The sequence below is a fragment of the Chloroflexota bacterium genome (genome assembly GCA_020161265.1).
GTDB lineage: Bacteria > Chloroflexota > Chloroflexia > Chloroflexales > Herpetosiphonaceae > Herpetosiphon.
In genome coordinates this window covers 592,156-604,655 of sequence record JAIUOC010000001.1, presented here as the reverse complement: position 1 = coordinate 604,655, position 12,500 = coordinate 592,156, and the positions used below count along the sequence as shown (strand labels likewise).

12 protein-coding genes and 1 riboswitch are annotated in these 12,500 nt (G+C 49.6%); of the genes, 3 read left to right on the top strand and 9 right to left on the bottom strand.

All coding sequences use genetic code 11. The annotated features are described in order from the left end of the window. Nucleotides 1–67 precede the first annotated feature (67 nt). The 7 genes from LCH85_02040 to LCH85_02010 all read right to left on the bottom strand — a co-directional run bounded on the left by LCH85_02040 (nucleotide 68) and on the right by LCH85_02010 (nucleotide 7,066). Nucleotides 68–1,102 (bottom strand): phosphotransferase family protein, encoded by a 1,035-nt coding sequence (locus LCH85_02040; protein MCA0350754.1) that lies wholly within the window; start codon nucleotides 1,100–1,102, stop codon nucleotides 68–70. A 29-nt stretch (nucleotides 1,103–1,131) separates the two neighbouring features. After that, entirely contained in the window at nucleotides 1,132–2,349 is a 1,218-nt protein-coding gene (locus LCH85_02035) for an acyl-CoA dehydrogenase family protein (protein ID MCA0350753.1), read from the bottom strand. A 30-nt stretch (nucleotides 2,350–2,379) separates the two neighbouring features. Further along, nucleotides 2,380–3,507, bottom strand: a complete 1,128-nt coding sequence (locus tag LCH85_02030; protein ID MCA0350752.1) for a DPP IV N-terminal domain-containing protein — start codon at nucleotides 3,505–3,507, stop codon at nucleotides 2,380–2,382. 25 nt (nucleotides 3,508–3,532) lie between these two features. Next, nucleotides 3,533–4,426 carry a diacylglycerol kinase family lipid kinase gene (locus tag LCH85_02025; protein ID MCA0350751.1) on the bottom strand — a complete coding sequence of 298 codons (894 nt, stop codon included), beginning with the start codon at nucleotides 4,424–4,426 and terminating at the stop codon, nucleotides 3,533–3,535. Then, a complete protein-coding gene (locus LCH85_02020; protein MCA0350750.1) occupies nucleotides 4,423–5,196 on the bottom strand; it encodes a response regulator transcription factor in 774 nt (257 codons plus the stop codon). The genes LCH85_02025 and LCH85_02020 overlap by 4 nt, the downstream gene beginning before the upstream one ends. Further along, nucleotides 5,172–5,861 carry a Maf family protein gene (locus LCH85_02015; GenBank protein MCA0350749.1) on the bottom strand — a complete coding sequence of 230 codons (690 nt, stop codon included), beginning with the start codon at nucleotides 5,859–5,861 and terminating at the stop codon, nucleotides 5,172–5,174. The genes LCH85_02020 and LCH85_02015 overlap by 25 nt, the downstream gene beginning before the upstream one ends. A gap of 74 nt (nucleotides 5,862–5,935) precedes the next feature. After that, a complete protein-coding gene (locus tag LCH85_02010; protein ID MCA0350748.1) occupies nucleotides 5,936–7,066 on the bottom strand; it encodes a tyrosine-type recombinase/integrase in 1,131 nt (376 codons plus the stop codon). Nucleotides 7,067–7,349: 283 nt separating this feature from the next. Between LCH85_02010 and LCH85_02005 the strand changes: the two genes are divergently transcribed. Next, complete coding sequence (locus LCH85_02005; GenBank protein MCA0350747.1) at nucleotides 7,350–8,966, top strand: RICIN domain-containing protein; 1,617 nt, start codon at nucleotides 7,350–7,352, stop codon at nucleotides 8,964–8,966. A gap of 50 nt (nucleotides 8,967–9,016) precedes the next feature. Here LCH85_02005 and LCH85_02000 read toward each other — a convergent pair whose 3' ends face one another. Further along, nucleotides 9,017–9,706, bottom strand: a complete 690-nt coding sequence (locus LCH85_02000) for a hypothetical protein (GenBank protein ID MCA0350746.1) — start codon at nucleotides 9,704–9,706, stop codon at nucleotides 9,017–9,019. 71 nt (nucleotides 9,707–9,777) lie between these two features. After that, nucleotides 9,778–10,722: a DUF4274 domain-containing protein gene (locus LCH85_01995; protein ID MCA0350745.1), complete on the bottom strand. Its 945-nt coding sequence runs from the start codon at nucleotides 10,720–10,722 to the stop codon at nucleotides 9,778–9,780. A gap of 173 nt (nucleotides 10,723–10,895) precedes the next feature. Between LCH85_01995 and LCH85_01990 the strand changes: the two genes are divergently transcribed. Beyond that, nucleotides 10,896–11,534 carry a hypothetical protein gene (locus tag LCH85_01990; GenBank protein MCA0350744.1) on the top strand — a complete coding sequence of 213 codons (639 nt, stop codon included), beginning with the start codon at nucleotides 10,896–10,898 and terminating at the stop codon, nucleotides 11,532–11,534. A gap of 124 nt (nucleotides 11,535–11,658) precedes the next feature. Next, on the top strand, nucleotides 11,659–12,024 hold the full coding sequence (locus tag LCH85_01985) for a hypothetical protein (protein MCA0350743.1): 366 nt from the start codon (nucleotides 11,659–11,661) through the stop codon (nucleotides 12,022–12,024). Nucleotides 12,025–12,217: 193 nt separating this feature from the next. Further along, a riboswitch (FMN riboswitch) is annotated at nucleotides 12,218–12,352 on the top strand. Nucleotides 12,353–12,500: the final 148 nt, after the last annotated feature.

The following is a 12,500-nucleotide window of genomic DNA, read 5'->3' as shown; positions in this document are numbered from 1 at the left end:
ATATAGGTGAGAGGTATCAATAAATGCCCTTCTCCCAGCAGTTGGGAGAAGGGTTGGGGTACGGGAGTTATTTAGTGAGATCAGCGGCAGCCTGGGCCATAATCGGAATAACTGCCCCAAATTGGGCAAAACGGGCATCTTTGGTTTGGCCGCGTTGATAGCGGGCATAAATCTGGGCCAAAATCACGACTAAACGATAGAGGCCAAGCACATGATAATAGCGGATATGGCTCACATCGCGGCCTGAACGCTCAGCATACCGCGCAACCAATTCGTCACGGGTTGCAAAACGCCCATCTGTTGGCATCATCGCTACTGCTTGCAAGGCTGGCGGATCATCAGGCTGGCTCCAATAACACAGTAACGTACCCAAATCGGCCAATGGCTCGCCCAAGGTACACATATCCCAATCGAATACTGCGATCAATTGGCTGGGATCGTTTTGGCGAAACATCACATTATCAAGTTTGTAGTCGTTGTGGACGAGGGTTGGGGCTGAGGCTGGCGGTTGTTGCTCGCAAAGCCAAGCGTAAACATTCTCCATCGCTGGCAGATCATCAGGTTTGGCTTTGTTCCAACGCTCATACCAACCGACAACTTGACGTAATATAAAACCGTCGGGTTTGCCGATATGGCTCAAGCCAATCATTGAATAATCGACAGCATGGAGATCAGCGAGGGTATCGACGAGTGCCAAACTGAGGGCACGCGGTGCTTCGGGAGTATTAAATTGATGTGGCAATTCACGCCGAACAACCGTACCATGGCGGCGCTCCATAATAAAAAATGGTGCACCAATGATTTCAGGTTCGTTGCAGAATAAAAAGGTTTGGGGAGCCTGAGCAAAGGCCGGATGTAATTGCGATAAGACCCGATATTCACGGCCCATATCGTGGGCTGAAGGAGCAACTGGGCCTAGGGGCGGGCGACGCAGTACATATTCATAATGACCATAATCCAGCAGATAGGTCAAATTGGCAGCGCCACCACCAAACTGGCGCACGGTTAATGATTGGCTAGCACCAGGCAACTTATCGTATAAATAATCGGCTAAAGCTGATTCATTCAACTGTTCATCAGGCCGAACTTGAATCGTATCCATGGGTTGTACCTCGGGACACTACACGCAAACTAGACTTTGCGCTCAGGATAACCGTAACGCTTCAAGATTTCACGGGCTACGACCATTTTATGCACTTCATCTGGCCCATCATAAATGCGTGATGCCCGCCCTTGCCGCCACATAAATGCTAGCGGCGTATCATCAGAAACACCCAAACCACCATGAACTTGAATTGCCCGATCAAGCACGTTCATCAACATGGCGGCGACGCTAAATTTAATTAATGAGATATCGATGCGGGCTGATTTAGCGCCAGCTTGATCAATTTGCCATGCAGCATGCAACACACTCAAGCGAGCAGCTTGAATTTCAGCAGCACTTTCGGCGATCCAATGTTGCACCATTTGTTTGTCGGCCAACGGCCCGCCGAATGCCACGCGCTTGGTGCTATACTCGCACATCAAATCGAAAGCACGTTGAGCCTGCCCAAGCCAGCGCATACAATGGTGAATGCGGCCTGGGCCAAGTCGAGTTTGGGCGATAGCAAAGCCATGGCCACGCTTGCCAAGCAGATTTTCGGCGGGTACACGCACATCGGTATATTCGATTTCCCAGTGGCCGCCACCAGTTGTATGGCCCATCACCGAAATTGGCCGCACCAAGGTTAAGCCAGGGGTTTCGGCTGGCACAATAATTTGGCTATAGCGCAAATGGGTCGGAGCATCGGGGTCGGTCATGGCCATAACGATGCCAAAGCCTGCGCCATTGGCATTGGTGCTATACCACTTGCGCCCGTTAATCACCCACTGATCGTCAATTAATTCGGCGGTTGTCTGGAGTAAGGTTGGGTCGGCTCCGCTGACATCTGGCTCGGTCATGCTGAAAAATGAGCGCACAGCACCCTGTTGCAAGGGCCAAAAATAGTGCTCATGCTGAGCCGCTGTACCATAGTGCCAGAGAATTTCGGCATTGCCACTATCAGGCGCGTTCGAGCCAAAAATACGCGGCGCAAAATACGAGCGCCCAATAATTTCGTTGAGCAGCCCATATTCCATAATTGAGAGGCCCATGCCGCCTGCCTCGCGTGGCAAATGGCCAGCCCACAAGCCCAATTCTTTAACTTCAGCTTGTAACTGCTTGATCTCAGGGTGATCCTCGGAACAAGCAGGATAGGCTTTTTCGTCGTAATCGAACCATGCTTGCTCGTTGGGATAGACCTTTTCGCGCAAAAATTGGCTAATTTGTTCGCGCATTGCCGCAATCTGACTGGGAATTGCAAAATCCATGGGCTTCGTTGCTCCTTGGTGGAGTGAGCCTTATTTGGCCCACGACATCCCTGAATCGACATCAAACAAGTCGCGCCGAATATCGACTGGTTGGCTGAGGCTTGGCGTGCTGCCCTCAATCGTGAGATCGGCAATCGAGAGCGTGACTTGATCGCTGATCGTGAAAAAGGCTATTTTGGTGCCATCAGGCGCCCATGTGGCTTGGCGCGAACGTCCGGTGCTGGTGAGCTTAATGGGAGCGCTGCGTACTTTGCCGTTGGCATCGGGGGCAGGCACGATAAACACATCACTATAGCCATTTTCGCTTTTGGTGAAGGTCAGCCATTTGCCATCAGGCGAGAAGGCCGGATCAATCGCACCTTTAAAGGTATCTTCGCTTGGCCCTTGCAGCACTCCATACTCATCGTTGCCACCAGGCAGATCAAGCACAGTGTAGCCCAGCTGGATCTCAGCAGCCTCGCAGCCAAAGCAGCGTTCGGCTTGGCTATAGACAATCATCGAGCCATCATCAGACCATGTTGGGTGGCTCAAATCGGTATCTGCTTGAACAAAGCGTTGGAAACTAGCCTCAGGAAATTGACCAGTACCGATCCGACGAGTGCCATAGATATACAGCGAAAGCGGATATTCTTGGTAGCCGCCGCCAACATCGCGTGGCGTTTGGGCTTGCGAAACATAACTGAGAAACTGCCCATCAGGCGACCAACGTGGATAAAATGCCCAACGCAGCGTTTGAATATGATCTTCCGAGCGGGCAGCGATATTGGTTGGTTCGTTATTGGTGACCTGCTGTTTGTTGGAGCCATTGGCATTCATCACCCAAATATCGGCGAAACTCTCTTCGCGCTGAATATAGGCGATTTTACTCCCATCGGGCGACCAACTGGGCTGGTATTTTTTGTGCGATGTGGTGATGCGTCGAGCCTCAGTGCCTTCGTGCACCCAAATATCACCTGAGCCATTTTCGACCCGCACGAACAGCAATTTGCCGGGAATATCGCGCTGATCTTCGACCACAATCTGGGTGGCTTGGGTTTCATCGACCGCTGGTTGGGCTTGATTCGTGGGGAGTGGCTGCATCGTTGGCAGGGCTGAGCCTGCTTCGCTACAGGCGGCTAACAAACATAGTAGGATCAACAAATAGAACGAACGTCTCACACAGAACCTCAATCTGGCTATAGGGTTAGTTGATTTCAGTGGTACGCGGTAAGAGTACGCGCAGCGCTTGCGGAACCACCCGAAAGGTCATGGGTGTTGTGCCAATCGCATCGCCATCGACTTGAATTGGCAACGGCTTGGAGCAGGCAATCTCAATCTCACGAGCTTGCACATACTCTAAGCCTTGGATCACGCCATAGCCACGGAACAAAATTCCAGCTAGCAATTTAGGGGCATCAAGGGCACTATCGCCCATCATAGTACAAACATCGAGCATGCCATCGCGCATGGCCGCGCGATAAGCAATATTCAACACACCACCATACAGCCGTGAGTTGCTAATTAATACAAACAGGGCATTGCCCTTGAGCGGCTGGCCGTCAAGGCTGATGCGGGTGCGCGTGCCCCTCAAGCGCCAGAGCACTGGCAAGCTTTTGATCACATAGGCTAAGCGGCCTAAGCGTTTTTTATCAGCCGAATGGACTTCGCGGGTAATTGCTGCATCTAAGCCAACGCCTGCCATTAGCAAAAAATAGCGCTCGTTAGCTTGACCAACATCAACCAGCTCGACATGACCATCAGCCAATTGGCGAGCTGCATGCAATGGATTGAGCGATTGTTGTAGTTCGCGAACCCATACATTGCCTGTGCCAACTGGTAACGCTCCTAGCGCGGTATCGGTGCCAACGAGGCCATTCATGACCTCGTTGATCGTGCCATCGCCGCCAGCCGCCACAATTAAATCGTTGCGCTTGGCTTCTTCGCGGGCAAAACTGGTAGCATCGCCAGCCTTGCGGGTTTCGCGCAGCCGCACTTGCCAGCCTTGGTTACTGCGCCATTCGGTGATGCCTTGGGCGATGGCACGGCGTTGGTGGGCATTGCCAGCATTTGGATTAAGAATGACTGTTACACGTTTCATTCGTCGTCGTTATCATCATCATTATTAAAATTCAGTGCTGCCTGTGCTCCGCGGCGTTCGATGCTTTCAAGCAAAGTTGCTGGAGTTTCGATCCAGCCACGGCGCAGGGCGTAGAGTACCGCCTGAGTCCGATCATTCAGCGAAAGCTTGCGCAAAATCGATGAAATATGGTTTTTGACGGTTTGGGTGCTAATTTTGAGGGCATCGGCGATATCTTTGTTGGTTGCACCGCTGGCAATATGCTCTAGCACCTCAATTTCACGGTCGCTCAACGGCGAGAACAAACTAATATCAAGATCTGGCTCGGCCACGATGCCAGTTTGCAAACCACGGAACTGGGTCAGAATCCGATCAGCGACCCGTGGATCTTCGAACATCACATCGTTAATCACATATTCGCCACGAGCGACGCGCCGCAGGACGGTTGCCAAGGTTTTGGGGCTAATTTCCTTGGAGTAATAGGCGGCGGCTCCGGCTCGCAAGGCATTGAAAGCATGTTCATCGCTTTCGTACACGCTCAACATCACCACGCCGATGTTGGGATATTGGCGGCGAATCGTGCGGGTAAACTCCAAGCCATCCATGTTGGGTAAATTCAAATCGGTGAGGACTACATCTGGCTCATGCTCGGAAATTAAGACTAAGCCTTCTTCGGCACTAGAACCTTCTCCAATGATCTTGATATCGCGTTCGCTCGAAAGCGCCCAACGAACCCCTTGCCGAAACAACGGGTGATCATCGACCATCAGCACTTTGACTGTTGCATACATAGTGGTTCCTTTGCTAATGTAGCACGCCAACGCTGCCAAGCTTGCTCGACCGAGTAGGGAACATAGATTCCTGCTTGGGTCAATAAACTAGCAGTCGTTGGAAGCGGTAGCCCAACAACGGTTGTAAAACTGCCTTGAACCTCTTCGACCAAGCGTCCGCCGATGCCCTGTACGCCATAGGCTCCGGCTTTATCCATTGGCTCGCCAGTTGCAATGTAGTCCCAAATTTCAGCATCGCTGAGCGGGCTTAAACGCACTTGGGCAGCAGCCAACTCGCATAACGGTTGGTCTGAGGCGGCGGGCAGCACCACAACTCCGGTATAAACAGTATGCCAACGTCCGGCGAGGCGGCGCAGCAATTCATAGGCATGAGCCGGATCACGTGGCTTGCCCAAGATCAACGAATCAATCACCACAATCGTATCAGCGGCCAAAATCGCTGCTGAACTACCTGTTTCGCGGGCAGCTTGCGCTTTACGCCACGCTAATAAGGTTGGGTGATTGGCAAGGCCTAAATCGAAAGCTGGGAGCAACTCCACAATCGCTGAGGGTACTTGATCTTGGCGCTCTTCCCCATCATTAGCCTCAATTATAAACGACAGCCCCAAACTACTTAACAAATCATGCCGTCGGGGCGAGGCCGAGGCCAGAATTAAGCTATCCACGCTGCATGGTACTCCACAAGCCAAATTCAATTGTTGTTCATCATAACGCAAACAGGCAAAGCTGCAAGTAGCAATTAGGCTTCGTCATCATCCTCAATCAGCCGATCATCGCTGTGCAAGGTCACGCCATCATTGGCAACCGCTTGTTGGGCAATGTAGCGGTTGGGGGTGTTGAGGTTCGTCCAGCCGCCTGCATCGCGCAAGGCTTGCACCGGAATGTTGGTTTGGGCAACGCGGGTAGCCCATGAATGGCGCAAATCATGCGGTGCAAGATTGTTGATGCCAATTAATTTGCCAAGCTGCACGATCCGTTTATGAATTGCCCGCTCGGAAATGCCAAAGCCAACATGATTGCCCTTGTGATCAAAGGCTGCCAACAACGGCGTTTTGAGCTCAAGCGGTTGGGTGATAACTTTTTGGTATTCACGCAAGGCCTTGGCAGTATCGCCAATCAAGCGATGTTTTTGTACTTTATCAACTTTTGGGCGATCTACCAGCAAGATTTTGCCTTGGACATGTTCCCACTTGAGCACCACCACCTCGCCACAACGCATGCCCAAATCGACCAACAAACAAACGATCAGGTAATCGCGCCAACCAACCTCAGGTGTGCGGTTGATCGGATTATTGCGGGCCGCCCGTTTGAGTTCGCGAATTTGGCTTTGATCCAAAATATGCGGTGCAGCTTTTTTAGTCGAGAGCCGGGTGGGTGTTTCGGTGGCTTCACGTTGAGCATCAATCCCATCGCCTTCGCGGCGGCGATAACCTTCAACCGTGTGAATTCGGCTCCAGGCCTCAAGGCTCAGCACGCCAGCTTGATGTGCCAAGCGACAATACAAACGCACCGTGCCAAGCCGAATGTTAATTGAACCAAGCGCATAACCTTCATTTAGCATCCAAGTACGAAAAGTTGTGACGATGCCCACGCTCATCTCGGCCCAAGCATCGGGTTCGGTCGCCAGAATTGGCACTTCTTGTTCATCGACCGGAATCACAATGCCAATTGAGGCCAAAAAATCGGCAAAAATTTTCAGATCGGTGTTATGGCGGCGAATCGTTTGGGGGCGTTGACGCAAGCGATATTCGATAAAGCTATGTTGGGCCGAAATCTGATCAGCCACGGCGCTGCGCTGCTTCATCACCGTCGTAAAATCGGGCGCAAGTGGATTGTTGCGCTGCGGTGGAATTAACTCTAATTCATCCATATGATCTGCCTCGTTGTATTTGGTTCAGTTTAGCCGATGGTTTAGGCTCTTGTCAAAGCACGCTTGTTCGAGTTTATTTGGGATTTTGGTTAAGTAAATGATGTTAATCAGCTATTTTTGTGGCCTTGGCTTGACTTTGTACAATCAATTGAATAAGTTAAGGATATTAATAAATAGTGGCCGTTTTTACCAAATGGCTGGCCGTTTCTCACAAGCTATAACTATTAAGAATAGTTAACATCACTCTAGCAATTGCTCACAATGCTTGGATAGGAGACTTTCGATGGATTTCGGCAAATATTTCAGATTGTTGATTATGCTGCTTTTGGGCTTTGGAGTGACTGCACCGCAGCGGGTTGAGGCGGCTACTGGCCGTTTATTGCGCAATGATACAGGTTTGTATCCACGGGCAATTCGTTTAAGCCATAATGGCAATGCAAATGGTCGGATTTTGGCTAGCGTCGTGACTTTTACCAACCAAGGTGGGGTTGGAGCAATTTATGAAAGCCTTGATAATGGCCAGAATTTTGCCCAAGTTGGCACGGTCGCTGATCCCGAAACTGCGCCTGGCCGGGGTATGTGTTGCAGTACGCTGTATGAATTGCCACAGCAAATTGGCGCAATGCCCGCCGGAACCTTGCTCTGGGCCAATTCGGCTGGTCAAGATCTTGCCAATCGGCGTATGGCCTTGCGAATTTGGAAAAGCAACGATCTTGGGCGTTCGTGGAGCTACCTTTCAAGCTGTGCAGTAGCTGGCAATACTGGCGGTCTGTGGGAGCCAGAGTTTAGCATAGCCCGTGATGGCCAATTGGTTTGCTATTATTCTGATGAAACAGATGGCCGCTATAGCCAAAAATTAGTGCAAGTGCGCTCACGCGATGGCATTACTTGGACCGATCGACGTGATACAATCGCCAGCGGTTTGCAATCGGATCGGCCTGGTATGGCGGTTGTGCGCAAATTGCCCAATGGCAGCTACATCATGGTTTTTGAAATTTGTACGCCTGGTGGGCAATTTCAATGTGTCGTGCATTATCGCAGCTCAGTTGATGGCTGGGATTGGGGCGTAGCCAGCGGCTTAGGTATTCGTCCAGAAACCGCCGATGGGCGCTATTTCAAACATGCCCCAACCATTGCGTGGGGGCCAGATGCCAATAGCAGCAATGGACGCTTATATTTGATTGGTCAGCTGCTGTATAACGCCAATGGCACGCTCGCGGCTGGCAATGGTCAAACGATTATGACCAATACCCAAAATGGAGCTGGGGTATGGCAAACCATCCAAGCTCCAGTTGCGATTCCAAGTGCCTTCAACAATTATTGCCCCAACTATAGCTCAAGCTTGCTGCCCTCGGCTGATGGTGCGAGCATGCTCGAAATTGCCACCGATTATGATGCTGGTGTTTGCAAGCCCTACTATGCCAGTGGCCCTAGCGGCGCGAGTGCAACAAACCTCAGTAATGGGGTCTATACCATTACATCCAAGGCTGGCAATGGCACGTTTCGGCTTGATGTTGATGGCTGTAATGCTGTTAATCTGGGCAAAGTGCAGCTCTATCAACCATTCAACAATAACTGCCAAAAATGGCGGGTCGAGGTAACTGGTGGCTACTATACGCTCACATCATTGGCCGGCAATGGCACATTTCGCTTAGATGTTGATGGCTGTAATGCGGTTAATCTAGCCAAAGTGCAGCTCTATCAACCATTCGATAACGATTGTCAGAAATGGCAGATTCAAGCGGTGGGAGCGGGCTTTTATACGATTACTTCCAAGGCCGGTAATGGCACATTTCGTTTAGATGTCGATGGTTGCAATGCCGTCAATCTGGGCAAAGTGCAGCTCTATCAGCCGTTCGATAACGATTGCCAGAAATGGCGCTTGGATCGCGTTCAATAGGTTTACTACCCATCCAGATCGTAGCTGTGTGATCTGGATGGGCTTTTGCTTTAGAAAAAACCAAAATCTTCAAGTGAATTGACTTCACCATCAACAATCTGCTGAATTTTGTCGATGCGCCACAACAAATCGCTAGCCGCGACCACGAATAAGTAAAGATCAAGCGGGTTGGTTGGATAGCGGGTTTGATAATCTGGGTCGTCTCGCAAGAACGGCAGGGCATAGCTCAGAGTTGCAGCTAATAAGGCACGGGTAATTGGGCATTCAAGCGAATCGATGTAGTCCCAAGCATCCTGTTGGCCAATAAACAGCTTGCTGGAACTTAACTCGACAAGTTGGGTACGCTCAGCTGGGCTGATAGTGGCTCCATACAGATAGTTGCGCAAACGATCAGGCTGCTGAAAAAAAGCATATAACCCCCGTCCATAAATCAGCCAATCCATCGGAGATTCATACCAACGAGTGGTATAGGCAAAATGTCGCAACATAAAGCTTGGGAAAATCAGGCCTACACCTAAATGCATGAGCATATGTTGGCGAGGTTTGGGCAAGCTATTAATCCAGTGCCACGTTGCATCCCAACGAAAGCGAGCATCAGTTGGCAAGATACCATTAGAATTTGCTGGCCATTTGCCGAGGACTGCTGGAGTTGGCGGCATCGGGATTGGAATTGGTTTGGGCAGAACAGGATTGCTAGGGTTATTGTTCTTTCCAAACAGCTTCAATATAAAACTTCTCATTGACTCAACTCCCAATTTTAAACTACTCAGGTTTGAGGATAGCATCGGTTAATCAATTCAAGCTAGCCAACCTACTCGGCCCGATGAATCCAGCCCGAACTATAGGCATCACGTAAATCGGTTGTGGCTTGAAGATCTGCCAAACGCTCAAAGAATGCGTAGATTTGGTTTTTTTCTCTACGCACGTTTAAGCTATAGTTAATTAATCGCGGTGGAAAATGGATATGAGTTGTATTTGGGCAGATTACGCCAAGTACTCGGGCTGCCCGTGAGGAATGGCAAGCCCATTGCCAACCATAGCGACGGCAGAGCTGCTCAGCCCAAAGCCAACCGAGCGCTTGCATTGGATGTTGATCAGCAATCTGTTGAGTGATTGCTAGCGTTTGGCGAACTTGCTCAATTAATTCGGCAATGGCTTGAACGATGATAGGGCTGGTTGATTCAGGCGTAAGTTTGGGATTGTTGGTTGTAAGAACTTGCCAAGCTTGGTTGAGCTGCTTGGCAACCTTGCTGGCTTCGTGGTTGGATAGTGGGCGAATTACTGGCTGGATTAACGATTGGCGCTCGATTATTGCCCCAGGGCTAGGCCGTAACATTGGCTCAGGAATGGCTTGCCTTCGTTTTTCAAGATAATCTTGCGTAAAATCATCGCCATCTTCATTGGTGGGATCATAGCCAAATATCTGTTGTTGATAGAATCCATTACGATAATTGATTTCAATCTGCTTAATTAAATCGTAGATAGCTGGATTGACCTTATCTGCCACAAGGGCTTCACGATTAGGATATTGATAGTAATAACCGGCGCAAGCTCGCCAAAAAATCAATAATGCTGTGCCAAAGTCGCAATGTGGTTGTTGGATAATCCACCAAAGTGGTTCTAAATTACCATCCCAATTCCAGTGCAACATCAATTGATGCCATTGCAAGGGCTTGGTCAAGTGCCGATAATCTGCGCCGAGTTCTAGTACTTGTAATACAGCATAAGTCTCAGATTTGGTTAATTGATTTGACATAACTTCTCTCTAGCACGATGATTCAGTTTATTCTATGCCAAATCTAGCTAATTTCAAGCCAGCCGATCCTATGTTTTAAGCGCGTTTACTGGCCTCGATATCCAGCTTGTAAATAAATAGGCTTTTGCGCTACGCTATGGGCTATAGAACTATGTGAACGAGGAGATTTTTGAGTGGATTTAGCAACCTTACTTATCGAAGCCCACGAGTTGGTTCGTCCATGGGCAATGCTCACCGCAGAACCAACCAACCCTGAGCAGCCGATTGTAGGCTATTGGGGCGGTCTAGATCCGCAGCAAACTCCGATATTAATGCTTGATTGTTATTACCTACCAATGATCAATCGGCAAGGCTGTTTGCACATAGATCTGATTGATCCTGAGCAGGGGTATTACTCTGCCACGATTAAAACCCAGCCATCTGATTGCGCTGGCGATGCAACCATGATTGCGCTGTATGCGCAAACAACAACCAGCTTACCGCCATTAGATGCAGTATTACGTTTTGGGTCAGCGGCAATTCAGGCATGGATTGCGCCATTTCGCGAAGATCGTGCCTGGATTTGTGCCGACGATATTCCAGATCGATCATTGGTTGATGCCTATGAAGCTGTATATCAAGCGCACCACCCGCTCTATCGTGAAGATGCGATCGCTGCAATTGGCGGTTGGCATATGGTTTGGCCTGATGGCGATTGGGCTGAGTTGTTGACGCACCACCTGCTCGTCTGTACCTATGCTGAAGCTGAGCCATGGCTAGAAGTCTGGATTGATCAATCAGGAAGTTTGAAGGTCATCGAGCGCTTTACCTAAGGCGATCAACCTGAATAGCGGGCTAAATTAATAGTTAGCCAATTTGCTGCTAACTCTTGACGGGCTAGTTTAATCCTTCTATGATAGCGGTGTGTGTCTGGAGTGTAGAACAAAAGGACGTTGTATGAATAACATTAAACAGTCACTCGAAGCGGCGATGAACATCGATGGTGCGTTAGGCGTTGCGTTGGTCGATTATACCAGTGGCATGACCCTTGGCACTGCTGGCGGAAATAGCGCCTTGAACCTAGAGTTGGCTGCGGCGGGCAACACTGAAGTAGTACGTGCTAAAATGAAAGTTATGAGTCGGCTTGGTTTGAAGGATCAGATTGAAGATATTTTGATTACCTTGGGTTCTCAGTATCACCTGATTCGGATTTTGCAAAAGAAACCCAGTATTTTCTTGTACCTAGCGTTGAACAAACCTACCGCCAATTTGGCGCTTGCCCGAATTATGCTGAGCGAGATCGAAGAAAAAATCGAGTTCTAAACTTGCCTGATTTCAGCTAGATACACAGCAACTGTCAATTGTGGCAGTTGCTTTTTTGTTGGCGAAGAACGTGGAATTTGTAGCCACGAATTGTACGAATGACACGAACCCCCTGATCCCGCATTCGGCTAATCGGGCTGATAGTGTATTGACAGCTACAAAACACAGTGCTATCGTAGAGATAACTAAATACTTTGGTCTTCAGGGTTAGGTGAAATTCCTTATCGGCGGTGATGGTGGTTCAGCCACATAAGCCCGCGAGCCGCAAGGTAGGATGCTGGTGCGAATCCAGAGCCGACGGTTAAAGTCCGGATGGAAGAAGATCGATCAACGTATGTGTACCTACAATGGTGTGGGTTATTTGCGTAATTCAGGCGTGCTGTTTGGTTGCAGCGGCGCTTGGGTTGCTTGCAGTTACGTTTTGATTGACCCTGAGATGATTGATTCTTTTGGGGTTTTTTGTTTTTAGGTACACA

Bases quoted from the DNA above. Each gene is read 5' to 3' on its own strand.
- LCH85_02040 (MCA0350754.1), bottom strand. From the start codon at position 1,102: ATGGATACGATTCAAGTTCGGCCTGATGAACAGTTGAATGAATCAGCT.
- LCH85_02035 (MCA0350753.1), bottom strand. From the start codon at position 2,349: ATGGATTTTGCAATTCCCAGTCAGATTGCGGCAATGCGCGAACAAATT.
- LCH85_02025 (MCA0350751.1), bottom strand. From the start codon at position 4,426: ATGAAACGTGTAACAGTCATTCTTAATCCAAATGCTGGCAATGCCCAC.
- LCH85_02020 (MCA0350750.1), bottom strand. From the start codon at position 5,196: ATGTATGCAACAGTCAAAGTGCTGATGGTCGATGATCACCCGTTGTTT.
- LCH85_02010 (MCA0350748.1), bottom strand. From the start codon at position 7,066: ATGGATGAATTAGAGTTAATTCCACCGCAGCGCAACAATCCACTTGCG.
- LCH85_02005 (MCA0350747.1), top strand. From the start codon at position 7,350: ATGGATTTCGGCAAATATTTCAGATTGTTGATTATGCTGCTTTTGGGC.
- LCH85_02000 (MCA0350746.1), bottom strand. From the start codon at position 9,706: ATGAGAAGTTTTATATTGAAGCTGTTTGGAAAGAACAATAACCCTAGC.
- LCH85_01995 (MCA0350745.1), bottom strand. From the start codon at position 10,722: ATGTCAAATCAATTAACCAAATCTGAGACTTATGCTGTATTACAAGTA.
- LCH85_01985 (MCA0350743.1), top strand. From the start codon at position 11,659: ATGAATAACATTAAACAGTCACTCGAAGCGGCGATGAACATCGATGGT.